The organism is Pseudomonas sp. Tul2A7, assembly GCF_054790505.1.
In genome coordinates this window covers 2496883-2522608 of record NZ_CP186499.1, presented here as the reverse complement: position 1 = coordinate 2522608, position 25726 = coordinate 2496883, and the positions used below count along the sequence as shown (strand labels likewise).

Sequence of the window (25726 nt, the reverse complement as noted above, 5' to 3'; positions counted from 1 at the left end):
AAATTGACCGGGAATTCAAGTGCAAGTTCCCAAAAAAACCGCGAGGTCAATCACGCGCAAAAAAGATTCTACTTCGGCGCCAGCTCCCTGAGATGGCGTGCGACTGCAATCCATGCACCGATATAACCCAACAGCACCGCGCCAAGCAAGAGCGACAGACCGTCGGCAACTGGCACTCCGGCCAGCGCGAAATCACTGCCGTACAAGCCGGCCAACCCAACCACCGCATCGTTCAGCCAGTTCAGGCCAAACGCCAATACACCCCAGGACAACAGTCCCGCACCGAAGCCATACAACGCGCCCATATAAAGGAAGGGGCGACGCACATAGCTGTCAGTGCCGCCGACGAGTTTAATCACTTCTATCTCTGTGCGGCGGTTTTCAATATGAAGACGAATGGTATTGCCTATCACCAAAAGTAATGCAGAAACCAAAAGCACCGTCAGACCGAAGACGAAACGATCGCCAAGCTTGAGGATGGCCGCCAGACGCTCGACCCAGACTAGATCAAGTTGCGCCTGTTGTACCTTGGGCAGCTCGGAAAGTTTTTGTCTTAATGCTTCCAGCGTTGGCTTGTCGACTTCGTTCGGCGTGACCAGCACCACGCCCGGCAACGGGTTCTCCGGCAGCTCACGCAGGGCTTCGCCCAATCCGGACTGCTGCTGAAACTCTTCCAGCGCCTGATCGCGGCCGACATATTCAGCATCAGCTACGCCGGGCATGCCTTTGATCTGCTCGCGCAACGACTCGCCCTGCTCCGGGCTGGCGTCGAGTTGCAGATACAAGGATATCTGCGCCGCCCGCTGCCACGAACCGCCGAGACGCTCGACGTTGTTGAGCAACAGCGAAAGCCCCATCGGCAGGCTCAGCGCGACCGCCATCACCATACAGGTGAAGAAGCTGCCGATCGGCTGCTTGCCGAGACGACGCAGACTGTCGAGCAGGCTGGCGCGATGGCTTTCGACCCAGGCACGGAACAACGTGGCGAAATCCGGGCCATCGTCATCGTCGTGCTTTTTCTTCTTCGGCGGCTGCGGATCGGCGGCTTTCGGGGCCACGCGTTCGGAAACCTTCGGACTGCGTGTGGCACTCATTCGCCGGCCTCCCCGTCGCCGATCAATCGGCCGCGTTGCAGGGTCAGCATGCGGTGACGCATGCGCGCGATCAGTGCCAGGTCGTGACTGGCGATCAGCACACTGGTGCCCAGACGGTTGATGTCTTCGAACACGCCCATGATTTCCGCCGCCAGACGCGGGTCGAGGTTACCGGTCGGTTCGTCCGCCAGCAGCAAGGCCGGGCGGTGCACGATAGCGCGGGCAATGCCGACGCGCTGTTGCTGACCGGTGGACAGATCGCCCGGGTACAGATCGGTTTTATCCGACAGCGCCACGCGCTCCAGTGCCGAATCGACACGCTTGGCGATTTCGGCCTTGGACAGCCCGAGAATCTGCAGCGGCAAGGCGACGTTGTTGAACACCGTGCGATCGAACAGCAACTGGTGATTCTGGAACACCACGCCGATCTGCCGACGCAGGAACGGAATCTGCGCGTTGCTGATGGTGCTCAGGTCTTGCCCGGCCAGCAGCAGTTTGCCGCTGGTCGGACGTTCCATCGCCAGCAACAGACGCAACAAAGTGGATTTACCGGCACCGGAGTGGCCAGTAACAAACAAGAACTCGCCACGACGGACTCGAAAGCTCAGCTCATGCAAGCCGACGTGACCGTTCGGGTAGCGTTTACCGACCTGTTCGAAACGAATCATGAACGCTCCCGCTCGGCAAACAGTGCCTGGACAAAGGGTTCGGCTTCAAAGGTACGCAAGTCGTCGATGCCTTCACCGACGCCGATGTAGCGGATCGGCAGGCCAAACTGCTTGGCCAGGGCGAAGATCACCCCGCCCTTGGCGGTACCGTCGAGTTTGGTCAGCGCCAGGCCGGTCAGTTCGACGGTCTGGTTGAATTGCTTGGCCTGGTTGATGGCGTTCTGGCCGGTACCGGCGTCGAGCACCAGCAGCACTTCGTGCGGCGCGTCGGCGTCGAGCTTGCCGATCACCCGGCGAACCTTTTTCAGTTCTTCCATCAGGTTGTCTTTGGTGTGCAGACGACCGGCGGTGTCAGCGATCAACACGTCGATGCCACGGGCCTTGGCAGCCTGCACGGCGTCGAAGATCACCGAAGCCGAGTCGGCGCCGGTGTGCTGGGCGATCACCGGGATCTTGTTGCGTTCGCCCCAGACTTGCAGTTGTTCCACGGCAGCAGCGCGGAAGGTGTCACCGGCGGCGAGCATGACTTTCTTGCCTTCCAGTTGCAGCTTCTTCGCCAGTTTGCCGATGGTGGTGGTTTTGCCGGCGCCGTTGACGCCAACCACCAGAATCACGAATGGCTTGTTCTGCGAGGCGATTTTCAGCGGTTGTTCGACCGGTTTGAGCATCGCGGCCAGTTCGGCCTGCAGGGATTTGTACAGCGCGTCGGCATCGGCCAGCTCTTTGCGGGCGACCTTCTGGGTCAGGCGCTGGATGATCTGTGTCGTGGCTTCAACACCGACGTCGGCGGTGAGCAGACGGGTTTCGAGGTCATCGAGCAGATCGTCGTCGATGGTTTTGCGGCCGAGGAACAGGCTGGCCATGCCCTCGCCGATGCTGGCGCTGGTCTTCGACAGGCCTTGCTTGAGACGGGCGAAGAAACCGGCTTTGGTTTCTTCGGTGCGCGGGGCTTCGACCGGGGCTTCGGCAACCACTTCGACCGGCACGGCTGGAGCTGCAACTACGGGAGCAGGTTCTGGCTCGCGCTGTTGCACGACTGGAGCAACAGGAGCAACAACGACCGGAGCAACAGGCTCAGGCGCAATCATTTCAGGAGCAGGTTCAGCAACCACCCGCACAGGTTCGATGATCGGCTCCACCACTGGCGCCGGCGCCACTTCAGGCACAAACGCAGCAGGTGCAGGAATTTCCGGGGTGATATGCGGCGCAGCCTCTTCAACCAACGCCACCGGCTCTTCCGCTACCGGCAAGGTCAGCCACGGCTCGGCGGCCGGGGTCAGCGGCAGCTCAGCCGCCACCGGAGCTTCAGGCTCTGGCTCAACCGGCTGCAACACCGGCTCGGCAATCGGCAGCACAATCGGTGCCGGCTCTTCTTCTATTACCGGAGTCGGCGCCGGGGCAGGCTCAGGAATCGCAGGCGGCTGTTCGACGACGGGTTCCTGCGGTTTCTTACGCAGCCATCCGAACAGGCTTTTCTTTTCGCCAGCCGCAGCTGGGGTCTTCTTGTCGTCGTTGGAACCAAACATGGAGGACGGCTATCTCACGGTAGCGACGCGCCATAAGGGCGCCCCGGCAAATAAATATTCGATGCAGAACAGACTGTGTTTCATCCAGCTTGTTCACGCGCAACATTTTGTCGAGGCGCCACAGGCACCTCAAAGGTCGATTAATACGAAGGACTGGAACGGCATCGTCGGCGAAAACGCAGAGTTTAGCTGACAAACTCAAAGCTTCTTCCGGGAACCCATACAACCTATCGACCGATCAGTGGCTTGATAGGCGTGGCCGCCAGTAAAACGGATCAGTATCCTAGCACCCTCTCGCCCGCTGACGCTAAGACCAAGCGGGCAGCCCAACAGGTTAAAAAACGAATGAATGCTCTAGCCCGCCGCGCTGCAGGCCTGCTGCTCAGCACAGTCTGCCTGCCCCTTTCGGCCTTGGCGGCCGACCCGCAACCAACCCACGAATTCACCCTCGACAACGGCCTCAAGGTCGTCGTGCGCGAAGACCATCGCGCGCCAGTGGTGGTGTCGCAGGTCTGGTACAAGGTCGGTTCCAGCTACGAAACCCCGGGCCAGACCGGTCTGTCCCACGCGCTTGAGCACATGATGTTCAAGGGCAGCGAGAAAGTCGGCCCCGGCGAAGCGTCGTTGATCCTGCGCGATCTGGGCGCTGAAGAGAATGCCTTCACCAGTGACGACTTCACCGCCTATTACCAGGTGTTGGCCCGCGACCGTCTGGGCGTAGCCTTCGAACTGGAAGCCGACCGCATGGCCAATCTGCGCCTGCCGGCCGACGAGTTCGCCAAGGAAATCGAAGTCATCAAGGAAGAGCGCCGCTTGCGCACCGATGACAAGCCGATGTCCAAGGCTTACGAGCGCTACAAGGCCATGGTCTACCCGGCCAGCGGCTACCACACGCCAACCATCGGCTGGATGGCTGACCTCGAGCGCATGAAAGTCGAAGAGCTGCGCCACTGGTACCAGTCCTGGTACGTGCCGAACAACGCCACACTGGTGGTGGTTGGCGACGTCACCCCGGACGAGGTGAAAACCCTCGCCCAACGCTATTTCGGCCCGATCGCCAAACGCGACGTGCCACCGGCGAAAAAACCGCTGGAACTGGCCGAGCCGGGCGAACGCCAGATCACCCTGCACGTGCAAACGCAACTGCCTAGCCTGATGCTCGGTTTCAACGTGCCAAGCATCGCCACCGCTGAAGACAAGCGCTCGGTCAACGCCTTGCGCCTGATCTCGGCGCTGCTCGACGGTGGTTACAGCGGGCGCATCCCGACGCAACTGGAGCGCGGCGAAGAGCTGGTCTCCGGCGGTTCTTCGAGCTACGACGCCTACACGCGAGGCGACAGCCTGTTCACCCTGTCGGCAACCCCGAACACCCAGAAGAAAAAGACCATGGCACAAGCCGAGGCCGGTCTGTGGAAGTTGCTGGAGCAGCTGAAAACCACCGCGCCGTCCGCTGAAGAATTGGAGCGCGTGCGTGCGCAAGTGATTGCCGGTCTGGTCTTCGAACGCGATTCGATCACCAGCCAGGCCACCGCAATCGGTCAACTCGAGACCGTAGGCCTGTCGTGGAAACTGATGGACACCGAACTGGCCGATCTGGAAAGCGTGACCCCACAAGACATCCAGAACGCCGCCAAGCTGTATTTCACCCGCGAACGTCTCAGCGTCGCCCACGTCCTGCCACTGGAGACGACTCATGAGTAAGCGCAAATCCCCACGCCTGCTGCTCGGCTTGATCGCCATCGCGGTGATCGGCTCTGCCGCTTTCTACCTGACGCCAAGCGCTGACAGCAAAGCGAGTGAAGCCCTCGACAACGCCAAGACCAGCCAAAAGCTGCAATCGCTGGCCGAACTCGACGGCAAGGCCCCGGCCAGCCGCAAACTCGACGTACAGACCTGGAACACCGCCGAGGGCGCCAAGGTGTTGTTCGTAGAAGCCCACGAGCTGCCGATGTTCGACATGCGCCTGATCTTCGCCGCCGGCAGCAGCCAGGACGGCAATGCATCGGGCCTGGCGGTACTGACCAACGCAATGCTCAACGAAGGTGTCGCCGGCAAAGACGTCGGCGCTATCGCTCAGGGCTTTGAAGGCCTGGGGGCGGATTTCGGCAACGGTGCGTTCAAGGACATGGCATTGGCCTCGCTGCGCAGTCTGAGTGCGCCTGAGCAACGTGAACCGGCGCTGAAGCTGTTCTCGGAAGTGGTCGGTAAACCGACCTTCCCGGCCGACTCCTTTGCGCGCATCAAGAACCAGCTGCTCGCCGGTTTCGAATACCAGAAACAGAACCCCGGCAAACTCGCCAGCCTTGAGCTGATGAAGCGTCTGTACGGCGATCACCCGTACGCGCATTCGAGCGACGGCAATCCGCAAAGCGTGCCGAAGATCACCCTCGCGCAATTGCGTGAATTCCATGCCAAGGCTTACGCCGCTGGCAACGCGGTCATCGCGCTGGTCGGCGATTTGTCCCGCGCCGACGCCGAGGCGATTGCCAATCAGGTGTCCTCTATCCTGCCGAAAGGCCCGGCGCTGGCGAAGATCGCTCAGCCGCAGGAACCGAAAGCCAGCGTTAATCACATCGAGTTCCCGTCGAAGCAGACCAATCTGATGCTCGCGCAACTGGGTATCGACCGTGACGACCCGGATTACGCCGCGCTGTCGATGGGCAACCAGATACTCGGTGGCGGTGGTTTCGGCACGCGTCTGATGAGTGAAGTGCGCGAGAAGCGCGGCCTGACGTACGGCGTGTATTCGGGTTTCAGCCCGATGCAAGCGCGTGGCCCGTTCATGATCAACCTGCAGACCCGTGCAGAAATGAGCGAAGGCACGCTGAAACTGGTGCAGGACGTGCTCGCCGACTACCTGAAAACCGGGCCGACGCAGAAAGAACTCGACGACGCCAAACGCGAACTGGCCGGCAGCTTCCCGCTGTCCACTGCGAGCAATGCCGATATCGTCGGCCAACTCGGCGCGATGGGCTTCTATAATCTGCCGTTGAGCTACCTGGATGACTTCATGCGTCAGTCGCAGAGCCTGACCGTGGAACAAGTCCGCGACGCCCTGAACAAACACCTGAGCACGGACAAAATGGTCATCGTCACCGCTGGCCCGACCGTGCCGCAAAAGCCGTTACCGGCCCCATCTGATAAACCTGCCGAGCAACCGCTCGGGGTTCCGGAGCATTAATGGCTACCCGATCGCCTAAAAAACCTGCGCAAAACGTCCACAACGGTGTGAACCAGTTGCGCATCATTGGCGGCCAATGGCGCAGCCGCAAGCTGAGTTTCCCCGATGCGCCGGGCCTGCGCCCGACGCCGGATCGCGTGCGTGAAACCCTGTTCAACTGGCTCGCGCCGTACGTTGAAGGGGCCAAAGTGCTCGACCCGTTCGCCGGCAGCGGCGCGCTGTTTCTCGAAGCACTGTCCCGTGGCGCGGCCATGGGTCAGGCGCTGGATGCCAGCAACATTGCGGTGTCCAGCCTGAAAGAACACCTCGGTACCCTGCGCTGCACCAACGGCCAGGTGCAGACTGCAGACGCCCTGCGTTATCTGGAGACCCAGACCGCCAGCGCGTACGACCTGGTGTTCCTTGATCCGCCGTTCAACCAGAACCTGCTGCCGGCCGTTTGCACCTTGCTCGAAGAGCGTCAGTGGCTGGCGCCCGACTCGTGGATCTACACTGAAAGCGAAACGGCGCCATCGACGCTGGGCCTGCCGGGCAACTGGCGCCTGCACCGCGAGCAGAAATCCGGCCGGGTTTACTACGCGCTGTGGCAACGTACGGCAGAGATCGCCGGTTAACCGACCGGCCTGAACAAGCGGCGCGCCTCGACCGAGGCCGCCGCGCTGCATCGAGAACCATCGTGCCCCCTTCGTCAGAACGCTTCACCCCCGCCTTCGGCCTCGGCAATCCGCACCTGCAAACCCTGTGGGGGCCGCTGTGGCGCAAAACCGTGCATATCGAACGTGAACGCGAACGCCTGTGGCTTGAGGACGGCGACTTCCTCGATCTCGACTGGCACGGTCCGCACACCGCCGATGCGCCCCTGGTGTTGGTACTGCACGGCCTGACCGGCTCCTCCAATTCACCTTACGTCGCCGGCATCCAGAAGGCGCTGGCCGATCAAGGTTGGGCCAGTGTTGCGCTGAACTGGCGCGGTTGTTCGGGCGAGCCGAATCTGCTGCCGCGCAGCTACCATTCCGGCGCCAGCGAAGACCTCGCCGAAACCATCAGACACCTGCGCGCCAAGCGACCGTTGGCACCGTTGTATGCCGTTGGCTATTCGTTGGGCGGCAATGTGTTGCTCAAACATCTTGGGGAGACCGGCAGCGCCAGCGGTGTGCTAGGTGCCGTGGCGGTGTCAGTGCCATTTCGCCTGGACCAATGCGCTGACCGTATCGGCCAGGGATTTTCCAAGGTCTATCAGGCGCATTTCATGCGCGAGATGGTCGCCTACATCAAGAACAAGCAACGGCAGTTTCAGCATGACGGCCGCGAAGACGGACTCGCCGCGCTAGCAGCCCTCGGCTCGCTGGAAAACATGCGCACGTTCTGGGATTTCGATGGCCGGGTGACCGCGCCGTTGCACGGCTTCAATGATGCCGAGGATTATTATCGTCGCGCCTCAAGCCGCTATTTCCTCGGTGAGATCCGCACGCCGACCCTGATCATTCAAGCGGCGGACGATCCGTTCGTGTTCCCGCACAGTTTGCCGCAAGCCAGTGAGCTGTCGGCCTCGATTGCCTTCGAGTTACAGGCACGCGGCGGGCATGTCGGCTTCGTCGATGGCTCGATTCGTCAGCCCGGTTATTACCTGGAACGACGCATCCCGCAGTGGCTGTCTCGCGTGCCCGCATGAGCGATCAGGGCGAGTCGATCCGTTTCTGGCAAACCGCGCCACTGGCCGGGGTCGAGTTGTTGTCGGCGCGCTACATTGAGCATCGTTTCGCCCCGCATGTGCACGACGGATTCGTGATCGGCATGATCATGGCCGGCGCCCAGCGTTATCGCTATCGCGGCGCCGAACATCTGGCCGGCAGCGGCACACTGGTGTTGATCAATCCGGACGAACTGCACACCGGGCACAAGGGCACCGAGGATGGCTGGCTGTATCGGGCGTTTTATCCCGATACGGTGCAAATCGTTTCGCTGCTGGATGAGCTGGAGCTGTCCACCACGAATCTGCCGGCATTCGGCGCCACGCTGTACCGCGATGCGGATCTGGTCAACGGCTTTGCGCAGTTGCATCGTTTGCTCGAAAGCCCTGCCACCGCACTGCAACAGCAAACGCTGTGGCGCGAGATGATGTTGCGGCTGTTGCAGCGCCATGCGGCAGTGCCGGTGCCCGGTCGGGCCGGCAAGGAACACCGAGCGGTGCTGTTGGCCAAGGAATTGTTGCACGCACAATTGGCGGCGCCACCGTCACTGGAGGAACTGGCGGCAGCGGTGAATCTGTCGCCCTTCCATTTCGCCCGGGTGTTCCGCCGCGCCACCGGCATGCCGCCGCACAGCTGGCTGATGCAGCAACGAATCGCCCAGGCGCGCGCACTTCTGCAACACGGCTGCCTGCCGGTGGAGGTCGCCACACAATTGGGGTTTGCCGACCAGAGCCACTTGAGCCGGCAGTTCAAACAGGCTTATGGCGTCGGCCCCGCCGCGTACCGCAGCGCCCGACAATTTCCTTCAGACAACGAATAACCAATGTGGGAGCGAGCCTGCTCGCGAAAGCGGTGTGTCAGTCCAAGAAATAGTGGCTGACAGGACGCATTCGCGAGCAGGCTCGCTCCCACAGGTGTTGGTTATTCGCCAGTGGCGATGCCGCGAGCCGGTTCGTTGATCCACTCGCTCCACGATCCGGCATACAACGATCCGAGCGGATAACCCGCCAGACACAACGCAAACAGGTTTTGACACGCCGTCACGCCAGACCCGCAATAGGCAACCAGATCCGCTGGCGAACGCTCACCGATCTTGGCGGCAAAGCGCTGCTTGAGCTGATCCGCCGGCAGGAATCGCCCATCGCTGCCGAGGTTGTCGGTGAATGCCGCGCATTGCGCGCCGGGAATGTGCCCGGCAATCGGATCAATCGGCTCAACTTCACCCTTGAATCGCGGCAAAGCCCGAGCATCAATCAAGGTCAACGCAGTTTGGCCAAGACGCTTTTGCAATTTTTCGGCGCTGATCAGCAGGCTCATGTCCGGCTGACCACTGAAAGTGCCGCGACTGACCGTCGGCGCATCCAGACTCAGCGGCAGCCCCGCCGCATGCCACGCCTTGAGCCCGCCATCGAGAATGAACACGCCATCGCGCTTGCCCAGCCACGCCAGCAACCACCACGCCCGCGCCGCGTAAGCACCAGGACCGTCGTCGTACAAAACCACGTCGCTGTCGTTGTTGATGCCCCACGCCTGCAGCCGCTCGATCAACACCGCTGGCTCGGGCAACGGATGCCGACCGGTCACGCCTTTGACCACTGTGCCGCTGAGGTCTCGTTCAAGATCGGCGAAGCTCGCCCCGGCAATGTGCCCTTCGGCATAGCTGCGCTGACCGTAGTCCGGGTCTTCGAGGGCAAAACGACAATCGAGAATCACCAGCCCCGGCTGCGCCTTGCGGGCGTCCAGTGCTTCGGGGCTGATCAGTTGCGCAATCGGCATAACAGGCTCCTGAGGGAGTTCAACAGAACGGTTTATTTCACGTCTTCAAGGGCCTGGGCCAGCGGCACATAAAACTCCTCGAACAACGCATTGACCTCGTCTCGCGCCTGCTCGGTGACAAACCCGGCTTCCAGCACCAACACCTGGTACACGCCACGTTTAATGGCTTGTTCACTGAGGTGGTTGGAATTCTCGCGGGTGGTGCACAGGAAACGCACCCACGACGTCAGGATGATCCAGGCATTGAGGGTCAGGGACTCTATCTGCACGCGGTCCATATCGAGAATCCCGGCGGCGACAAAACCTTCGTAGATCGCCGCGCCCTGAATCACGCAGCGTTGCGAGAAGCGCCGATAGCGGGCGGCCAACTCCGGATCGCTGTCGAGCAGATGCTCCAGATCGCGGTGCAGAAAGCGGTAGCGCCACATCGCCGAGAGCAATTCCTTGAGATAGAAACGCTTGTCCTCGACCGTCGCCGCACGCCCCTGCGGTGGGCGCAGAAAGCTGTCCACGAGGCTTTCGTACTCACTGAACAACACGGCGATGATCGCCTGCTTGTTGGGGAAGTGGTAGTACAGGTTGCCCGGAGAAATCTCCATGTGGGCGGCAATGTGATTGGTGCTGATGCTGCGCTCGCCCTGCTGATTGAACAGCTCAAGGCTGTTCAGCACGATACGCTCGCTGGTTTTTATTCGTGGGGCCATGGCTTGAGCTTTAATTCAGAGTGCGTTGGGGGGCATCTTACGACCTAACCGGAAATGGATAAAACACTGCTGTGCAAGGAAGTCATTTGACTTTCTAGAGCATAGACTCTAAAAAGTTCATCACTACAATAAATCCGGAGCAGACCATGACTGCCGACATTGCTTACCTGCAAACGCTGCAACAACCACTGGCAGAGCTGGATCGGTTGTTCGCGGCGCAGCGGGCCGCGTATGCCGCCAATCCGATGCCGCCCGCCGCTCAACGCCAGCAATGGCTCAAGGCGCTGAGTGATTTGCTCAGCAACGAGCGTCAGGCGTTGATCGAGGCGATCAGCTCCGATTTCAGCCATCGCAGCGCCGATGAAACCCTGCTCGCAGAGTTGATGCCAAGCCTGCACGGCATTCATTACGCCAGCCGTCATCTCAAAGGCTGGATGAAAGCTTCGCGGCGCAAGGTCGGCATGGCGTTCCAGCCTGCTTCGGCAAAAGTGGTGTATCAGCCTCTCGGCGTGGTCGGCGTTATCGTGCCGTGGAATTACCCGTTGTATCTGGCCGTCGGCCCGCTGGTCGGCGCCTTGGCGGCGGGCAACCGGGTGATGCTCAAACTCAGCGAATCGACCCCGGCCACCGGCTTGTTGCTCAAAGAATTGCTGGCGCGAATCTTCCCCGAAGACCTGGTTTGCGTGGTGCTCGGTGAAGCCGACATTGGCGTGGCGTTCTCGCGGTTGCGCTTCGATCATTTGCTGTTCACCGGCGCCACCAGCATCGGCAAACACGTGATGCGCGCCGCCGCCGAAAACCTCACCCCGGTGACACTGGAACTGGGCGGCAAGTCGCCGGCCATCGTCTCCCGCGATGTACCGCTCAAGGATGCTGCCGAGCGCATCGCCTTCGGTAAAACCCTCAACGCCGGGCAGACCTGCGTTGCCCCGGATTACGTGCTGGTGCCGGAAGATCGGGTCGGTGCTTTTGTCGAAGCCTATCGCCAGGCGGTGCAGGGTTTTTACCCGACACTCACCGACAATCCGGACTACACGGCGATCATCAACGAACGCCAACTGGCGCGGCTCAACGGCTATGTAAGCGACGCCACCAGCAAGGGCGCGCTGCTGATTCCGTTGTTCGAACAGGCTCAGGGCCGACGCATGCCGCACAGTGTGCTGCTGAATGTCAGCGATGAGATGACGGTGATGCAGGACGAAATCTTCGGTCCGCTGCTGCCGATCGTGCCGTATCAGGATCTCGAGCAGGCATTCGCTTACATCAATCAGCGGCCACGTCCTCTGGCTCTTTACTACTTTGGCTACGACAAACGCGAACAGAACCGCGTGCTGCACGAAACCCATTCCGGCGGTGTGTGCCTGAACGACACGCTGCTGCATGTGGCTCAGGACGACATGCCGTTCGGCGGCATCGGCGCTTCCGGCATGGGCCACTACCACGGTCACGAAGGCTTCCTGACCTTCAGCAAAGCCAAAGGCGTGTTGATTAAACAGCGCTTCAACGCGGCCAGGCTGATTTATCCACCCTACGGCAAATCGATTCAGAAACTGATCCAGAAGCTGTTCATTCGCTAAACCTTCGTCACCGCCGGGTAATAAAAACAATGCACCCAAGCCTGACCGAAACACCTGCACTGTCCCGCCGTGGCCTGCTGAAATTCAGCCTTGGCGCCACGGCATTCCTCGCCACTGCCGGGCTCGGTGCCAGTCTCAGTGGCTGCTCATCGAGCGTCGCGGCCAACGGTTTTGTCTCGTTGCGTGACGGCGATCTGCTGTTTTTGCGCGCACTGATTCCGGTGATGCTTGACGGTGCCGTGGCGGCGGAAAAAATGCCTGCTGCCGTCGATGGCACGCTCAAGTCGCTGGACTACAGCCTCGATCACCTGTCGCCGGAAATGCTCAAACTCACCCGACAACTGTTCGACGTACTCGGTATGGCCGTGACCCGCGGACCTCTCACCGGAGTCTGGGGCAGTTGGGAAAATGCCAGCCCCGAAGCAATGCGGGATTTTCTTGATCGTTGGGAAAACAGCTCATTGAGCTTGTTGCGCATGGGCCACAGCTCGCTGCAGCAGATGGTGATGATGGCCTGGTACACCCGCGCAGAATCGTGGGCGCATTGCGGTTATCCCGGCCCGCCTACCGTTTGAGATCGGCGTCGCGCCCTTCGCGAGCAGGCTCGCTCCCACAGGAAAATGCATTTCAAATGTGGGAGCGAGCCTGCTCGCGAAGAGGTCGGCCGCCACACCGCCGCATCCAAAAATAATAAAGAGAACCTGATCGATGCCCGTACCCGACCCGTTCCGCGAAGGCCTCGCCCGAGGCTGGAGAACCTACAATGGCGCACAGCTGAGCGACGACCTCACCCTTGAGGCCGACGTGGCGATCATCGGCAGCGGCGCCGGTGGCGGCACCACCGCCGAAATCCTCAGCGCCGCCGGTTTCAAAGTGCTGCTGATCGAAGAAGGCCCGCTGAAAACCAGCTCCGATTTCAAAATGCTTGAAGACCAGGCCTACAGCAGCCTCTATCAGGAAGGCATCGGCCGCATGAGCAAGGACGGCGCGATCACCATCCTGCAGGGGCGCGCGGTCGGTGGTACCACGCTGATCAACTGGACATCGAGTTTCCGCACCCCGGAGCCGACCCTCGAGCACTGGGCCAAGGAACACAACGTCAAAGGTCACAGTCCCGCCGAGATGGCGCCGTGGTTCGAGAAAATGGAACAACGCCTCGGCGTCGCCCCGTGGATGGTCCCGCCCAACGCCAACAACGATGTGATCCGCAAAGGCTGCGAGCAACTTGGCTATAGCTGGCACGTGATCCCGCGCAACGTGCGCGGCTGCTGGAATCTCGGCTACTGCGGCATGGGCTGCCCGACCAACGCCAAGCAATCGATGATGGTCACGACCATTCCGGCGACGCTGGAAAAGGGTGGCGAGCTGCTTTATCTGGCCCGCGCGGAGAAGCTGCTGATCAGCGGCGATAAAGTGACCGGTCTGCAATGCGTGGCGATGGATGAGCGCTGCGTCGAACCGACCGGGCGCAAGATCAGCGTCAAAGCGCGGCATTACGTATTGGCCGGCGGTGGCATCAACAGTCCGGCGCTGTTGCTGCGTTCGGACGCTCCGGACCCGCATAAAACCTTGGGGAAACGTACCTTCCTGCACCCGGTGAACATGTCCGCCGCGCGCTTTGACGAGGTCATCAACCCGTTCTACGGGGCGCCACAGTCGATCTATTCCGACCATTTCCAGTGGAAGGACGGCACCACCGGGCCGATGGCTTTCAAACTTGAAGTGCCGCCGCTGCACCCGGCACTGGCGGCCACCCTGCTCGGCGGATTTGGTGAAGAAAGTGCGCAACACATGGCTGACCTGCCGCACACCCACGCCATGCTGGCCTTGCTGCGTGATGGTTTTCACCCGGACAGCACTGGCGGCTCCGTCGAGTTGCGTGGCGATGGTTCGCCGGTGCTCGACTATCAGGTTTCACCCTACGCTTGGGAAGGCCTGCGCCGGGCCTTTCAAGTCATGGCCGAGATTCAGTTTGCCGGCGGCGCAAAAGCGGTGATGCCGATGCACGCCGACGCCCGTTACGTGAAAACCCTGGCCGAAGCGCGCACGCTGATCGATGGTTTGAGCCTGGAGCTGTACCGCACCCGCTTGGGCAGCGCCCACGTCATGGGAGGTTGCACGATGGGTGAAGAGCCGAAAAGCGCGGTCACCGACAGTCTCGGCCGTCATCATCAACTGGCTAATCTGTCGATCCACGACGGCTCACTGTTCCCCACCAGCATCGGCGCCAACCCGCAGCTGTCGGTGTATGGCCTGACCGCGCAACTGGCGACATCCCTCGCCGATCGGCTGAGAAACCCGTGAAAAAACCCATTATCGCGATCGTCTATAGTGCTTTCTTACCCAACAGGCGACTTGGCCGACCGGGACGGCTGCGATACCATCCGACTCCCCAACGGACTCCCGCCAGGACGACGCGATGAACCGAGTGTTGTACCCAGGTACCTTCGACCCTATTACCAAGGGCCATGGCGATCTGGTCGAACGCGCCTCGCGCCTGTTCGACCACGTGATTATTGCGGTCGCTGCCAGCCCGAAGAAAAACCCGCTGTTCCCGCTGGAACAACGGGTCGAACTGGCTCGCGAAGTCACCAAACACCTGCCGAACGTGGAAGTGGTCGGCTTCTCGACGCTGCTGGCGCATTTCGCCAAAGAGCAGAACGCCAACGTGTTCCTGCGTGGTTTGCGTGCGGTGTCGGACTTCGAATACGAATTTCAGCTGGCCAACATGAACCGCCAGTTGGCCCCGGATGTGGAGAGCCTGTTTCTCACCCCATCCGAGCGTTATTCGTTCATTTCGTCGACGCTGGTGCGGGAAATTGCTGCGCTGGGCGGAGATATCAGCAAGTTCGTCCACCCGGCCGTGGCCGATGCGCTGACCCTGCGCTTCAAAAAGTAGACGTTGCCGAAGGCTCGGGCTGCGATCCTGGCTGTTGATTACAGCCCTTGATCGCAGCAGCGTGCACTGCGCGCGCCAATGCGGCACAATTGCGCGCATTGATTTATAGCGCCCGGGCCTGCCGCCCCGGCTGGAGTTAGCATGTCCCTGATCATCACCGACGATTGCATCAACTGCGACGTCTGCGAACCCGAGTGCCCGAACGCCGCCATCTCCCAGGGCGAAGAGATCTACGTGATCGACCCGAACCTGTGCACCCAGTGCGTCGGTCACTACGACGAACCGCAGTGCCAGCAGGTTTGCCCGGTGGATTGCATTCCGCTGGACGAAGCGCATCCGGAGACTGAAGAACAGTTGATGGAGAAGTACCGCAAGATTACCGGCAAGGCCTGAGTCTTCCAGCGCCTGTACAAACGCCATCGCGAGCAGGCTCACTCCTACAGTTAAATGCGTTCCAATGTAGGAGTGAGCCTGCTCGCGATGAGGCCGTCAGCCACACCGGAAATCCCTGATCAGCTCACTCACGCTGCTCAAACCCCTCCCCGATACACCCCAGACACCGCACAAAAGCGGCTTTCGCCGGATCCACCACCAACGCCTGCCCCGCATCGCCAATCCCGCCGCCCAGCGCGGTAAACGGCAGCGACACGACAAACGCCCCCGCACCGATCACCGTCGCCACCACCAATAAAGGGCGGGCAATCAGCAGATCGCCAAGCATGGCGTAGGCCGGTGGATTCTGGATGGTGTAGCGCGGGTCACCGCTGCCATTTTCCGCGGCCTGAACAGCCAGACTGGAACACAGCAGCAGCGCAACAAAGAGGACTTGCAAGGACTTCATGGCACGATCCTTCGGGCTGAACAGTGAGAGAACTCACTATAGACCGTAGGACTTTTTCAGCTTTTTGCCTCAGCTCTGGCAGCGCGGGCAGAACACACTGGCACGCTGACCCAGCTTCACTTCACGCAGCCCGGTACCACAGACCTTGCAGTGCTCACCGCCACGGCCATAGACAAACAGTTCCTGCTGGAAATATCCCGGCTGACCGTCACCGCCAATGAAATCACGCAACGTCGTCCCGCCACGCTCAATGGCAGCGGCCAGAATGCGTTTGATCTCGATCGCCAGCTTCAGGTATCGCCCTCGGGAAATGCCTCCGGCCTCGCGGCGCGGGTCGATCCCAGCAGCGAACAGCGCTTCGGTCGCATAGATATTGCCGACGCCCACAACCACCGCGTTGTCCATGATGAACGGCTTGACCGCCATCGAACGCCCGCGCGACAGCTGAAACAAACGCTCGCCATCGAACAGATCGGTCAGTGGTTCCGGGCCGAGACGAATCAGCAATTCATGATTGAGCGGATCGTTGCTCCACAACATCGCGCCGAACCGTCGCGGATCGGTGTAGCGCAGCGCCAGCCCCGACTCCAGTTCAATGTCGACGTGTTCGTGCTTGAGCGCTGGCAGCCCGACTTCGACCAAACGCAAATTACCCGACATGCCCAAATGACTGATCAACGTACCGACCTCGGCGTTGATCAGCAGGTACTTGGCGCGGCGCTCGACCAGCACGATGCGCTGCCCCGACAGGCGCACATCAAGATCTTCCGGGATCGGCCAGCGCAGGCGCCGATCACGCACGATCACCCGACTGACGCGTTGGCCTTCCAGGTGCGGGGCAATCCCGCGACGGGTGGTTTCGACTTCCGGCAGTTCAGGCATAGCGTCCTCGAATCAATGCGCGCCGAGGTCGCGGATCGTTTGTTTGAGGGTTTCGAAGTCGTAATCCGACAGCCCTACGTAATCGAGTACCAGCGGCCCGACGGCGTTCCATTCGAAGTCTTCGGTCTGGTTGCCCAGCACGCGGTAAGACGCACAAATGTGCTCGGCCATCTTCAGGATCGCCAGCAGGTTTTTCAGCTGACTGTTGCGCGACGACTCATCGCTGAAAATCGCCAAGGCGTTGTGGTGATTGGCGATGGCCGCGCTGACATGCTCCGGCAGGCGCCAGGATTTGGCGGTGTAGTAGCCGACCACTGCGTGGTTGGTGTTGAACTCGCTGTTCTCGGTGTCGACCACCCGACATTCGGCGCTGGCATTGGCGTAGGCGGTTTCCAGCACCGACATGTAGTTAGGGAAGCGCTGCAGCATCAACGGCACGCCGCAATCGTGGAACAGACCCAAGGCATACGCCTCATCCCCGGCCTGAGTGCCGATACGCTTGGCCAGTGTCAGGCACGTCATCGCCACGTCCTGGGCGGTATCCCAGAAGCGGTTGAGCGTGACGATGGTGTCGTCGTTCATCTCGCCTTTGATCGACTGCGCGTTGATCAGGTTGATGATCGAGCGGCTGCCCAACAGATTCACCGCACGCTGAATCGAGGTGATCTTGTTGCTCAGGCCGTAATACGGCGAGTTGACGATTTTCAGCAGCGAACCGGACAGGCCTGGATCCTGGGCGATCAGTTTGGCGATCACCTCCAGGTCCGGGTCGGGCATGTACTGCTCCATTTGCAGATCCACCATGATCTGCGGTTGCGCCGGCACACTGATGCCTTGCAGCGATTGTTGAATCTGTTCGGTGGTCAGCTCTTGGGACATAAGTACACACTCAGGGACAGGCGGCGATTCTAACCTCTAAAAACCGCACGACGACACACCAGTGGGCAATTGTCAGGAACTTTCATTCACGCGCAGGCTTCGGAATCTGTAATGCCCAACGGGTCACACCGGCCCATTGCGGCGGCAAACTCCCACAGACTCAGGAGCTTATCGATGGCCACTTCCCTCACCGGCAAACGCGTCGCCATTTTGGTAACAGACGGTTTCGAACAGGTCGAACTGACCGGTCCCAAGCAGGCACTGGAGCAAGCCGGCGCGCAAGTCGACATCCTTTCCGCCGAGGCTGGCAAGGTCAAAGGCTGGAATCACGACAAACCGGCGGATGACTTCAAGGTCGACCAGACCTTTCAAGGAGCCAGCAGCGAGCAGTACGACGCGATCGTCCTGCCGGGCGGCGTGCAGAACTCCGACACCATCCGCATTGATCAGGATGCCCAACATCTGGTCAAGACCGGCGCGTCTGCCGGCAAACCGATTGCGGTGATCTGCCATGGCGGCTGGTTGCTGATCTCGGCGGGGCTGGTCAACGGCAAAACCATGACCAGTTACAAGACGCTCAAGGACGACCTGATCAATGCCGGGGCCAATTGGGTCGATAAAGAAGTGGTCAAGGATGGTCACCTGATCAGTAGCCGTCAGCCGGATGATATTCCGGCGTTCAACAAAGAGCTGATCGACGCACTGTCGGCGTAGCATTGGGGACCGCATTCGCGAGCAGGTCGAATCGTCGCACCGTCGCTCCCACATTGGTCTTGTGTCGGTCACAAGCCCTTTGTGGGAGCGAGCCTGCTCGCGAAGGGGCCATCAGCGTTTCATCGCTCATCAAACCCGACACAAGTCGCAACACGCTATACTCCCGCTCTTTTTTCCGGAGCGACGTCATGTCCCTGCCTAGCTTGCGCCTCAAAGCCAACGCCGACCGTCGCCTGCGCGCCGGTCACCTGTGGGTCTACAGCAACGAAATCGATGTAGCCGCCACCCCTTTGCACGGCTTCCAGGCCGGCGATCAAGCCATCCTCGAAGCCGCTGGCGGCAAGCCGTTGGGCATCGTGGCGATGAGCCCGAACAACCTGATCTGCGCCCGCCTGCTGTCGCGCGACATTAAAGTTGCGCTGGACAAATCGTTGCTGGTGCACCGCCTGAACGTGGCCCTGTCGCTGCGCGAGCGCCTGTTCGACAAGCCATTCTATCGTCTGGTCTACGGTGACTCCGACTTGCTGCCAGGTCTGGTGGTCGACCGTTTCGGCGACATCCTTGTGGTCCAGATCGCCTCGGCGACCATGGAAGCGCATAAAGATGACGTGATCGCGGCGCTGACCCAAGTGCTCAAGCCAAGCGGCATTCTGTTCAAGAACGACTCCGCCGCGCGTGATGCCGAAGGCCTCAACCGCTACGTCGAAACCGTGTTCGGCCTGGTGCCGGAGTGGGTGGCGCTGGAAGAGAACGGCGTGAAGTTCGAAGCGCCAGTCATTCAGGGCCAGAAAACCGGCTGGTTCTACGATCACCGCATGAACCGTGCTCGCCTGGCCCCTTATGCCAAAGGCAAACGCGTTCTCGACCTCTATAGCTACATCGGTGGCTGGGGCGTGCAGGCTGCCGCTTTCGGCGCCAGCGAAGTGTTCTGCGTCGATGCCTCGGCGTTCGCCCTCGACGGTGTTGAGCGCAACGCTGCGCTGAACGGTTTCGCCGACAAGATGACCTGCATCGAAGGCGATGTCTTTGAAGCGCTGAAAGAACTGAAAGCCAGCGAAGAGCGCTTCGACGTGATCGTTGCCGACCCGCCAGCGTTCATCAAGCGCAAGAAAGACATGAAAAACGGCGAAGGCGCCTACCGTCGCCTGAACGAGCAAGCCATGCGCCTGCTCAACAAGGACGGCATCCTGGTCAGCGCGTCGTGCTCGATGCACCTGCCGGAAGACGATCTGCAGAACATCCTGCTGACCAGCGCCCGCCACCTGGATCGCAATATCCAGCTGCTGGAACGTGGCGGTCAGGGTCCGGACCACCCGGTGCATCCGGCCATTGCCGAGACGCGCTACATCAAGAGCATCACCTGCCGCCTGCTGCCTAACAGCTGATCAATGCGGATGACGGGGAGCCAGCAGGCTCCCCGTTTGCTGTACGCCTGGCCTGGCAGTCATTCCGCGCCTGTTAATTCTTCCGACGTTTACGACTTCCTACACGTGCCTTCCTATGAACGTGCAGGATATTTCCCTACGTCTTTTAATTATTGAAACTTACCCTACATAATCGATCTCCAGCTAAAGATTATTCCGACAAAATTACTGGAGCATTCCTACTTAATATCCACTTGCCAATAACCCATTACAAACTATTATGAAGTCGTCACCACGAGGTGACTTAAAATTTCAACGAACAAGGAGTTCACATCATGAAAAAGATTTCTCTGGAAACCAACAAAATCGCAAACCTGGCTTTTCTGGTTGCTCCTAAAGCCCGTTAAGTAAGTCAGGACGCTGGGGAGTGCCGGCAACCCAGCGTCCTTTCGACTTCAGCCAGAGTGAACAGCCCCATGTACATCAACCCTTATCTTTTTATATTGCCGCGCTCACCAGGACAAATAGTATGGAATTACAAAGACCACACTCAACATGAACTCGACATCAACTATTCATCGCGTCTTGCCCAACTAATAAACAACCCAGACCTGTTCGACACCCACAACATCATAGATACACAACTATTAAGCGCGGGCATTCTAACCATTGCAAAAATCGACACCCCGCAATGGGGCTGGGATGAATTATCAAAGATCTATCACATCGGCACTCAAAACATTCCCTGCGAACACTCACCACAGAACATTCATGAGTGGTCCAGACAATATCTGGCGCACTGCAACGAAGTATTGGCTTGCCCTCCCCCCGCGACTGAGCGCCCACAGCATGAGACTGATCAGCGCATTGCGCTGCCCGTCCCGTACGCATTGAGCAACGACAGCCTGAATAACGCGTTGCTTCAGCGAAAGACCTGCCGTTCCTTTACCGATGCAGCGATGACGCTCAGCGACGTCGGCACCCTGTTTTATCTTTCACTCGGTTATCTCCACGAGCGCGACATTGATCGCGACGACAGCATCGCCCAAGGCCTCGGCGCACGTCGCAGCAGCCCCTCCGGTGGCGGCCTGAACGCCTGTGAAGGCTTTCTGCTGGTACAAAATGTCGAGAGTCTGGAACCCGGCATCTACGCCTACCACCCGGCGCAACACACCCTGAGCCGGGTCAATCCATTACCACAACCGGCGCTGGGCGATTTGCTCGGCGGCCAGCATTTCATCAACAACCTGCCGCTTGGGTTGTTCATCACGGCCCGATTTGATCGGCTCTGGTGGAAGTACGAACACTCACGGGCCTATCGAATGGCGTTCGTCGAAGCCGGTCATCTATCGCAGAGCTTTCAACTGGTTGCCACAGCGCTTGGCCTTAACACCTGGCTGACCGGTGCGTTTGCCGACAAGCAAGTAGAAACACTGCTCAAACTTGAGGGAAGCGCTGAACAACCGCTGTTCTTTGTCGGCTGCGGTGCGAGCGACGGGCACGTGATGTGCGCGGAAATGCGCGATCTGCTGCGCGAGGTCCAGGCATGACCCTGCTGATCCCCGATCCGAATGAAGTACCGGTGTCATGGGCGCTCAAGTTCACCCTCAGGGACTGGGACAGCCGAGCCTCGGTACGCAGCAGCACCCACGACTATCAATTGCCGGACGACGTGCAGCAGCAACTGCAAAGCCGCTACTGGTTCCCGCCCGCCTTCCTGCCCTACCTGGCTCATCCAGCAATCCAGGCTGCGGGGCGCGAGGTGTTGCATCGACTGACGGCCAATCACTTGGTGCACTTCCTCGACTACACCACGCTGCTCGAACACCGCATCGTCAACCGCGCGGTTGAAGTCATTGCGCATCGGGAACTGCCCATTTACGTGCCTCTGCCGATGAAGCACGCGGCGCTGCAACTCTACACCGATGAGGGTTACCACGCGCTGTTCTCCAATCGTCTCGCGGAGCAGATCGCCGGGCTCTACGGAATCACCGGACGGCCGACGATCCCCAAGCGGATCACCCGCATGAACGCAATGATCGCCCGCACCCCGGAGAAGAACCGCGCACTGGCATGGTTTCTGCTCGGCTTCGTCTCGGAGACCATCATTGCCCGCGAGCTGCTGGACATCTGCCGCGACACTCTGGTGTCCAGCGTGAACGACATGCTGCGCGACCATCTGGCCGACGAAGCCCGCCACAGTCGCTACTTTGCCGAAGTGTTCCACTACTGCTGGCTGTCCATGAACAGCCGCCAGCGTACGTTTGTGAGTAGAACGCTGCTGGAGATCATCGGAATTTTCTTCGAGGTCGACGAACGCTGGCTGCAACAGAGCCTGCGTGGCGCGGGCATCGCCGACAGTGACGTGATGGAGATAGTCGGTGGCATGGCAACGGTGCAGGCCAACCGCGCGCGTGCACGATCAGGTTGCATCGCTACGGTGGATGCATTGCGCAAGGCCGGATTTTTCGCCACACCCCATAACCAGACACTTTTTGCCAAGGCAGGACTGATCGATGGATAAAGGAAAATCCGTGGTAACTCCCCGTCAACGTCGCGGGGCGGTCAGCCTGTTGCTCGCAATGGTGCTGCTTGGCGTGTTTCCACTGGATGTCCTGCTGCCTTCGTTTCCGGCACTGGCGGCGCATTTTCGCAGTACACCGGCGGACATCGCACTGTCGATCAGTCTGTTCGCCGTGGGTATCGCGTTTGCCCAGGTGTTGATCGGCCCACTGTCCGACGTGATTGGCCGCAAGGGCTTGTTGCTCGCCGGCATGAGTGTATCGATGCTCGGTGCCGTCGGTTGCGTGATAACCAGCGATTACGCACTGTTCCTGGTATTCCGGGTAGTACAGGCCTTGGGGTGCGGCTGCTTCGTACTGTCCCAGGCACTGGTGCAGGATCTGTTCGAAGGTGAAGAGCGTGATCGTCTGCGTATCCTGATGGTTACGGCCACCGGGATTTTCATCTCCGTATCGCCGCTGGCCGGCACCTTTCTGCAAGCAACCCTTGGCTGGCGCGGCAGCTTCTGGGTGTTCACTGCGCTGGCTGGCGCAGTGTTGCTCAAGGCCTGGATTTTCCTGGAGAACACCCGCCCCGTTGTCAGCGGCCCTCCCATGAGTTTCCTCAAGGCCTATCGACGGGTTTTGGGAGATTTCGACTTCGTCGGCTACTGGCTGATTTCAGCCTTCGCATTTGCCTGCCATTTTTCCTTTATCGTGATTTCACCGCTGATTTTCATGGACCAACTGCAAATGTCGGCCTATGAGTTTTCGCTGATCCTGCTGGTGTACGGCGCCGCGTATGTCGTGGGCGGCATCATTGCCACCGTATTGAACCGACGTATCACGCCGGGCCGGCAAATCATCACCGGGCTTAGCCTGATCCTGCTGTCGGGACTGGTCATGCTGTATCTCGCCGCCCACCATGCTTTGGCCCCCGCCACGGTGCTGATCCCGATGCTGATCTGCACCGCCGGCACCACCATCACGCGTCCAGCCGCCACCTCCCGGGCCATGGGTCTGTTTCCCGAAAATGCCGGCACATCAGCCTCGGCCGGCAGCACAATCATCTTCATCTGCGGCGGGTTGATCAGCGCATTGATCAGCCTGAGTCCGACCAATATGCAATCGACGCTGGGATACAGCTTCGTGCTGCTCAGCGGCATCGCGCTGATACTCAACAGCCGGATAAGCCAACGCGCCAGGAACCTTGCAGACAATGCGCTTGCGCAACCGGGTGGGGATTAAACCTGCCGATCGTCATCCCACACGCACCGTCGGCACTGGAACAACACTTTGCGCCATTCCCTCCAGACGCCAGCGGTGTAGAATCGGCTGATTCATCGCCATTCATCCCCCGGCGGGTTTATGAGCTCAGGCTGAGACCAGCGGCGATCCCGCAACGTCATCGGCAACATCACGGACACACGGCCATTTCTGAGTGTTCCAGACGTCAATAGAAGCTCACTCCCCTTTTGCACCTGATTAGTAAGCGATTAGCCGCCCGGAGTGCTCCATGCCAGATTACCGCTCGAAAACATCCACCCACGGCCGAAACATGGCCGGTGCCCGTGCACTGTGGCGCGCCACGGGGATGAAAGATGACGACTTCAAAAAGCCGATCATCGCCATCGCCAACTCGTTCACCCAGTTCGTACCGGGCCACGTGCACCTGAAAGACCTGGGTCAACTGGTCGCCCGCGAAATCGAACGCGCTGGCGGTGTAGCGAAAGAATTCAACACCATTGCCGTGGATGACGGCATCGCCATGGGCCACGACGGCATGCTGTATTCGCTGCCGAGCCGCGAGATCATCGCCGACTCCGTCGAGTACATGGTCAACGCCCACTGCGCCGACGCCATCGTCTGCATTTCCAACTGCGACAAGATCACCCCGGGCATGTTGATGGCTGCTCTGCGCCTGAACATTCCGGTGATCTTCGTTTCCGGCGGCCCGATGGAAGCCGGCAAGACCAAACTCGCCTCCCACGGCCTCGACCTCGTCGATGCCATGGTGATCGCCGCCGACGAAAGCGCTTCTGACGAGAAAGTCGCCGAGTACGAGCGCAGCGCCTGCCCGACCTGCGGTTCGTGCTCCGGCATGTTCACCGCCAACTCGATGAACTGCCTGACCGAAGCCCTGGGCCTGGCCTTGCCGGGCAACGGTTCGACCCTCGCCACCCACAGCGACCGCGAACAGCTGTTCCTGCAGGCCGGTCGTACCATCGTCGAACTGTGCAAGCGCTACTACGGCGAGAACGACGAGTCGGTATTGCCGCGCAATATCGCCAACTTCAAGGCATTCGAGAACGCAATGATGCTCGACATCGCCATGGGCGGTTCGACCAACACCATCCTGCACTTGCTTGCTGCCGCCCAGGAGGCCGAGATCGACTTCGACCTGCGCGACATCGACCGTCTTTCGCGCACCGTTCCACAGCTGTGCAAGGTTGCGCCGAACATCCAGAAGTACCACATGGAAGACGTGCACCGCGCCGGCGGCATCTTCAGCATCCTCGGCTCGCTGGCCCGTGGCGGTCTGCTGCACACCGACCTGCCGACCGTGCACAGCCGCAGCATGGAAGAAGCCATTGCCAAATGGGACATCACCCAGACCACCGATGAAGCGGTACACCACTTCTTCAAGGCCGGCCCGGCCGGGATCCCGACCCAAACGGCGTTCAGCCAGTCGACTCGTTGGGAAACTCTGGATGATGACCGTGAAAACGGCTGCATCCGCAGCTTCGAACACGCCTATTCGCAGGAAGGTGGTCTGGCTGTGCTGTACGGCAACATCGCTCTCGACGGCTGCGTGGTGAAAACCGCCGGTGTCGATGAGTCGATCCACGTCTTCGAAGGCAACGCGAAGATCTTCGAAAGCCAGGACAGCGCCGTACGCGGCATCCTCGCCGACGAAGTGAAGGCAGGCGACATCGTCATCATTCGCTACGAGGGTCCGAAAGGCGGCCCGGGCATGCAGGAAATGCTCTACCCGACCTCGTACCTGAAATCCAAGGGCCTGGGCAAAGCCTGCGCCCTGCTCACCGACGGTCGTTTCTCCGGCGGTACTTCCGGTCTGTCCATCGGCCACGCTTCGCCAGAAGCCGCCGCCGGTGGCGCGATCGGTCTGGTGCAGGACGGCGACAAAGTGCTGATCGACATTCCGAACCGCTCGATCAACCTGTTGGTCAGCGACGAAGAACTGGCGGCACGCCGCGCCGAGCAGGACAAGAAAGGCTGGAAACCTGTAGAAGTGCGTCCACGCAAAGTGACCACCGCCCTCAAGGCTTACGCCCTGCTGGCGACCAGTGCCGACAAAGGTGCGGTGCGTAACAAAGCGATGCTCGACGGGCTGTAAGCGTCAAATCGCCGAGACAAAATGCCCCGCCAAGTGCGGGGCTGATCGTTCCCACGCTCTGCGTGGGAACG

The 25726-nt window shown here is 60.3% G+C and carries 25 protein-coding genes; 17 read left to right on the top strand and 8 right to left on the bottom strand.

The features are described 5' to 3' along the window. Positions 1 to 68: 68 nt before the first annotated feature. From ftsX to ftsY, 3 genes are read right to left on the bottom strand one after another with little or no spacing between them, the layout of a single operon-like run. Positions 69 to 1094, bottom strand: coding sequence for a permease-like cell division protein FtsX (ftsX, locus tag ACOYXJ_RS11300; protein ID WP_034153670.1), 1026 nt, complete (start codon positions 1092 to 1094; stop codon positions 69 to 71). Continuing rightward, positions 1091 to 1762: a cell division ATP-binding protein FtsE gene (ftsE, locus tag ACOYXJ_RS11295; protein WP_008065082.1), complete on the bottom strand. Its 672-nt coding sequence runs from the start codon at positions 1760 to 1762 to the stop codon at positions 1091 to 1093. Before ftsE ends, ftsX begins: the two co-directional genes overlap by 4 nt. After that, on the bottom strand, positions 1759 to 3288 hold the full coding sequence (gene ftsY / locus ACOYXJ_RS11290; protein WP_460369480.1) for a signal recognition particle-docking protein FtsY: 1530 nt from the start codon (positions 3286 to 3288) through the stop codon (positions 1759 to 1761). Before ftsY ends, ftsE begins: the two co-directional genes overlap by 4 nt. On the opposite strand from ftsY, the gene ACOYXJ_RS11285 reads away from it, so the two are divergent. The 6 genes from ACOYXJ_RS11285 (at position 3287) to ACOYXJ_RS11260 (ending at position 8980) form a co-directional block, all read left to right on the top strand. Continuing rightward, on the top strand, positions 3287 to 3481 hold the full coding sequence (locus ACOYXJ_RS11285) for a hypothetical protein (protein ID WP_025112092.1): 195 nt from the start codon (positions 3287 to 3289) through the stop codon (positions 3479 to 3481). The genes ftsY and ACOYXJ_RS11285 overlap by 2 nt on opposite strands. Positions 3482 to 3633: 152 nt before the next feature. After that, entirely contained in the window at positions 3634 to 4989 is a 1356-nt protein-coding gene (locus ACOYXJ_RS11280; RefSeq protein WP_460369478.1) for a M16 family metallopeptidase, read from the top strand. Next, complete coding sequence (locus ACOYXJ_RS11275; RefSeq protein WP_460369476.1) at positions 4982 to 6469, top strand: M16 family metallopeptidase; 1488 nt, start codon at positions 4982 to 4984, stop codon at positions 6467 to 6469. The genes ACOYXJ_RS11280 and ACOYXJ_RS11275 overlap by 8 nt, the downstream gene beginning before the upstream one ends. Beyond that, on the top strand, positions 6469 to 7083 hold the full coding sequence (gene rsmD, locus ACOYXJ_RS11270; protein ID WP_122604437.1) for a 16S rRNA (guanine(966)-N(2))-methyltransferase RsmD: 615 nt from the start codon (positions 6469 to 6471) through the stop codon (positions 7081 to 7083). The genes ACOYXJ_RS11275 and rsmD overlap by 1 nt, the downstream gene beginning before the upstream one ends. 62 nt (positions 7084 to 7145) lie before the next feature. Next, complete coding sequence (locus ACOYXJ_RS11265) at positions 7146 to 8141, top strand: hydrolase (RefSeq protein ID WP_460369474.1); 996 nt, start codon at positions 7146 to 7148, stop codon at positions 8139 to 8141. Continuing rightward, positions 8138 to 8980, top strand: coding sequence for an AraC family transcriptional regulator (locus ACOYXJ_RS11260; RefSeq protein WP_460369472.1), 843 nt, complete (start codon positions 8138 to 8140; stop codon positions 8978 to 8980). Before ACOYXJ_RS11265 ends, ACOYXJ_RS11260 begins: the two co-directional genes overlap by 4 nt. Before the next feature lie 101 nt (positions 8981 to 9081). Here the strand turns inward: ACOYXJ_RS11260 and ACOYXJ_RS11255 are convergent, their stop codons facing one another. After that, the gene (locus tag ACOYXJ_RS11255) at positions 9082 to 9936 is read right to left on the bottom strand and encodes a sulfurtransferase (protein WP_460369470.1); all 855 of its coding nucleotides are present in this window, start codon (positions 9934 to 9936) and stop codon (positions 9082 to 9084) included. A 32-nt stretch (positions 9937 to 9968) separates the two neighbouring features. Continuing rightward, positions 9969 to 10640, bottom strand: coding sequence for a TetR/AcrR family transcriptional regulator (locus ACOYXJ_RS11250; protein ID WP_007913599.1), 672 nt, complete (start codon positions 10638 to 10640; stop codon positions 9969 to 9971). 146 nt (positions 10641 to 10786) lie between these two features. Between ACOYXJ_RS11250 and ACOYXJ_RS11245 the strand changes: the two genes are divergently transcribed. The 5 genes from ACOYXJ_RS11245 to ACOYXJ_RS11225 all read left to right on the top strand — a co-directional run bounded on the left by ACOYXJ_RS11245 (position 10787) and on the right by ACOYXJ_RS11225 (position 15509). Continuing rightward, positions 10787 to 12217, top strand: coding sequence for a coniferyl aldehyde dehydrogenase (locus ACOYXJ_RS11245; protein WP_460380891.1), 1431 nt, complete (start codon positions 10787 to 10789; stop codon positions 12215 to 12217). Between the two features lie 29 nt (positions 12218 to 12246). Further along, positions 12247 to 12792 carry a twin-arginine translocation pathway signal protein gene (locus tag ACOYXJ_RS11240; RefSeq protein ID WP_460369468.1) on the top strand — a complete coding sequence of 182 codons (546 nt, stop codon included), beginning with the start codon at positions 12247 to 12249 and terminating at the stop codon, positions 12790 to 12792. Positions 12793 to 12925: 133 nt separating this feature from the next. Beyond that, positions 12926 to 14521: a GMC family oxidoreductase gene (locus tag ACOYXJ_RS11235; RefSeq protein WP_460369466.1), complete on the top strand. Its 1596-nt coding sequence runs from the start codon at positions 12926 to 12928 to the stop codon at positions 14519 to 14521. 115 nt (positions 14522 to 14636) lie between these two features. Continuing rightward, the gene (coaD, locus tag ACOYXJ_RS11230) at positions 14637 to 15116 is read left to right on the top strand and encodes a pantetheine-phosphate adenylyltransferase (protein WP_003229157.1); all 480 of its coding nucleotides are present in this window, start codon (positions 14637 to 14639) and stop codon (positions 15114 to 15116) included. Positions 15117 to 15257: 141 nt separating this feature from the next. After that, positions 15258 to 15509, top strand: a complete 252-nt coding sequence (locus ACOYXJ_RS11225) for a YfhL family 4Fe-4S dicluster ferredoxin (protein ID WP_003195146.1) — start codon at positions 15258 to 15260, stop codon at positions 15507 to 15509. A 124-nt stretch (positions 15510 to 15633) separates the two neighbouring features. On the opposite strand, the gene ACOYXJ_RS11220 is transcribed toward ACOYXJ_RS11225, so the two are convergent. From ACOYXJ_RS11220 to ACOYXJ_RS11210, 3 genes are all read right to left on the bottom strand, one after another. Further along, positions 15634 to 15957, bottom strand: coding sequence for a multidrug transporter (locus ACOYXJ_RS11220; protein WP_110718043.1), 324 nt, complete (start codon positions 15955 to 15957; stop codon positions 15634 to 15636). A gap of 69 nt (positions 15958 to 16026) precedes the next feature. Beyond that, positions 16027 to 16839, bottom strand: coding sequence for a bifunctional DNA-formamidopyrimidine glycosylase/DNA-(apurinic or apyrimidinic site) lyase (gene mutM, locus ACOYXJ_RS11215; RefSeq protein WP_007913582.1), 813 nt, complete (start codon positions 16837 to 16839; stop codon positions 16027 to 16029). A 12-nt stretch (positions 16840 to 16851) separates the two neighbouring features. Further along, positions 16852 to 17664 carry an HDOD domain-containing protein gene (locus tag ACOYXJ_RS11210; protein WP_460373124.1) on the bottom strand — a complete coding sequence of 271 codons (813 nt, stop codon included), beginning with the start codon at positions 17662 to 17664 and terminating at the stop codon, positions 16852 to 16854. 228 nt (positions 17665 to 17892) lie between these two features. Here ACOYXJ_RS11210 and ACOYXJ_RS11205 point away from each other — a divergent pair, with 228 nt between their 5' ends. From ACOYXJ_RS11205 to ilvD, 6 genes are all read left to right on the top strand, one after another. After that, positions 17893 to 18432 carry a type 1 glutamine amidotransferase domain-containing protein gene (locus tag ACOYXJ_RS11205; RefSeq protein ID WP_460369463.1) on the top strand — a complete coding sequence of 180 codons (540 nt, stop codon included), beginning with the start codon at positions 17893 to 17895 and terminating at the stop codon, positions 18430 to 18432. A 188-nt stretch (positions 18433 to 18620) separates the two neighbouring features. Next, on the top strand, positions 18621 to 19817 hold the full coding sequence (locus ACOYXJ_RS11200; RefSeq protein WP_095121546.1) for a class I SAM-dependent rRNA methyltransferase: 1197 nt from the start codon (positions 18621 to 18623) through the stop codon (positions 19815 to 19817). A 455-nt stretch (positions 19818 to 20272) separates the two neighbouring features. Next, complete coding sequence (locus ACOYXJ_RS11195) at positions 20273 to 21346, top strand: SagB family peptide dehydrogenase (RefSeq protein WP_460369461.1); 1074 nt, start codon at positions 20273 to 20275, stop codon at positions 21344 to 21346. Beyond that, positions 21343 to 22320 (top strand): diiron oxygenase, encoded by a 978-nt coding sequence (locus tag ACOYXJ_RS11190; RefSeq protein ID WP_150793199.1) that lies wholly within the window; start codon positions 21343 to 21345, stop codon positions 22318 to 22320. Before ACOYXJ_RS11195 ends, ACOYXJ_RS11190 begins: the two co-directional genes overlap by 4 nt. Further along, positions 22313 to 23545: a multidrug effflux MFS transporter gene (locus ACOYXJ_RS11185; RefSeq protein ID WP_095121551.1), complete on the top strand. Its 1233-nt coding sequence runs from the start codon at positions 22313 to 22315 to the stop codon at positions 23543 to 23545. The genes ACOYXJ_RS11190 and ACOYXJ_RS11185 overlap by 8 nt, the downstream gene beginning before the upstream one ends. A 268-nt stretch (positions 23546 to 23813) precedes the next feature. Next, the gene (gene ilvD / locus ACOYXJ_RS11180) at positions 23814 to 25655 is read left to right on the top strand and encodes a dihydroxy-acid dehydratase (protein ID WP_077574927.1); all 1842 of its coding nucleotides are present in this window, start codon (positions 23814 to 23816) and stop codon (positions 25653 to 25655) included. The last annotated feature ends 71 nt before the right edge of the window (positions 25656 to 25726 follow it).

Bases quoted from the DNA above. Each gene is read 5' to 3' on its own strand.
- ACOYXJ_RS11195 (WP_460369461.1), top strand. From the start codon at position 20,273: ATGTACATCAACCCTTATCTTTTTATATTGCCGCGCTCACCAGGACAA.
- mutM (WP_007913582.1), bottom strand. From the start codon at position 16,839: ATGCCTGAACTGCCGGAAGTCGAAACCACCCGTCGCGGGATTGCCCCG.
- ACOYXJ_RS11250 (WP_007913599.1), bottom strand. From the start codon at position 10,640: ATGGCCCCACGAATAAAAACCAGCGAGCGTATCGTGCTGAACAGCCTT.
- ACOYXJ_RS11285 (WP_025112092.1), top strand. From the start codon at position 3,287: ATGGAGGACGGCTATCTCACGGTAGCGACGCGCCATAAGGGCGCCCCG.
- coaD (WP_003229157.1), top strand. From the start codon at position 14,637: ATGAACCGAGTGTTGTACCCAGGTACCTTCGACCCTATTACCAAGGGC.
- ACOYXJ_RS11200 (WP_095121546.1), top strand. From the start codon at position 18,621: ATGTCCCTGCCTAGCTTGCGCCTCAAAGCCAACGCCGACCGTCGCCTG.
- ACOYXJ_RS11280 (WP_460369478.1), top strand. From the start codon at position 3,634: ATGAATGCTCTAGCCCGCCGCGCTGCAGGCCTGCTGCTCAGCACAGTC.
- rsmD (WP_122604437.1), top strand. From the start codon at position 6,469: ATGGCTACCCGATCGCCTAAAAAACCTGCGCAAAACGTCCACAACGGT.
- ACOYXJ_RS11190 (WP_150793199.1), top strand. From the start codon at position 21,343: ATGACCCTGCTGATCCCCGATCCGAATGAAGTACCGGTGTCATGGGCG.
- ftsE (WP_008065082.1), bottom strand. From the start codon at position 1,762: ATGATTCGTTTCGAACAGGTCGGTAAACGCTACCCGAACGGTCACGTC.
- ACOYXJ_RS11185 (WP_095121551.1), top strand. From the start codon at position 22,313: ATGGATAAAGGAAAATCCGTGGTAACTCCCCGTCAACGTCGCGGGGCG.
- ACOYXJ_RS11245 (WP_460380891.1), top strand. From the start codon at position 10,787: ATGACTGCCGACATTGCTTACCTGCAAACGCTGCAACAACCACTGGCA.
- ACOYXJ_RS11220 (WP_110718043.1), bottom strand. From the start codon at position 15,957: ATGAAGTCCTTGCAAGTCCTCTTTGTTGCGCTGCTGCTGTGTTCCAGT.
- ACOYXJ_RS11255 (WP_460369470.1), bottom strand. From the start codon at position 9,936: ATGCCGATTGCGCAACTGATCAGCCCCGAAGCACTGGACGCCCGCAAG.
- ftsX (WP_034153670.1), bottom strand. From the start codon at position 1,094: ATGAGTGCCACACGCAGTCCGAAGGTTTCCGAACGCGTGGCCCCGAAA.
- ACOYXJ_RS11205 (WP_460369463.1), top strand. From the start codon at position 17,893: ATGGCCACTTCCCTCACCGGCAAACGCGTCGCCATTTTGGTAACAGAC.
- ACOYXJ_RS11225 (WP_003195146.1), top strand. From the start codon at position 15,258: ATGTCCCTGATCATCACCGACGATTGCATCAACTGCGACGTCTGCGAA.
- ACOYXJ_RS11235 (WP_460369466.1), top strand. From the start codon at position 12,926: ATGCCCGTACCCGACCCGTTCCGCGAAGGCCTCGCCCGAGGCTGGAGA.
- ACOYXJ_RS11260 (WP_460369472.1), top strand. From the start codon at position 8,138: ATGAGCGATCAGGGCGAGTCGATCCGTTTCTGGCAAACCGCGCCACTG.
- ilvD (WP_077574927.1), top strand. From the start codon at position 23,814: ATGCCAGATTACCGCTCGAAAACATCCACCCACGGCCGAAACATGGCC.
- ACOYXJ_RS11240 (WP_460369468.1), top strand. From the start codon at position 12,247: ATGCACCCAAGCCTGACCGAAACACCTGCACTGTCCCGCCGTGGCCTG.
- ftsY (WP_460369480.1), bottom strand. From the start codon at position 3,288: ATGTTTGGTTCCAACGACGACAAGAAGACCCCAGCTGCGGCTGGCGAA.
- ACOYXJ_RS11275 (WP_460369476.1), top strand. From the start codon at position 4,982: ATGAGTAAGCGCAAATCCCCACGCCTGCTGCTCGGCTTGATCGCCATC.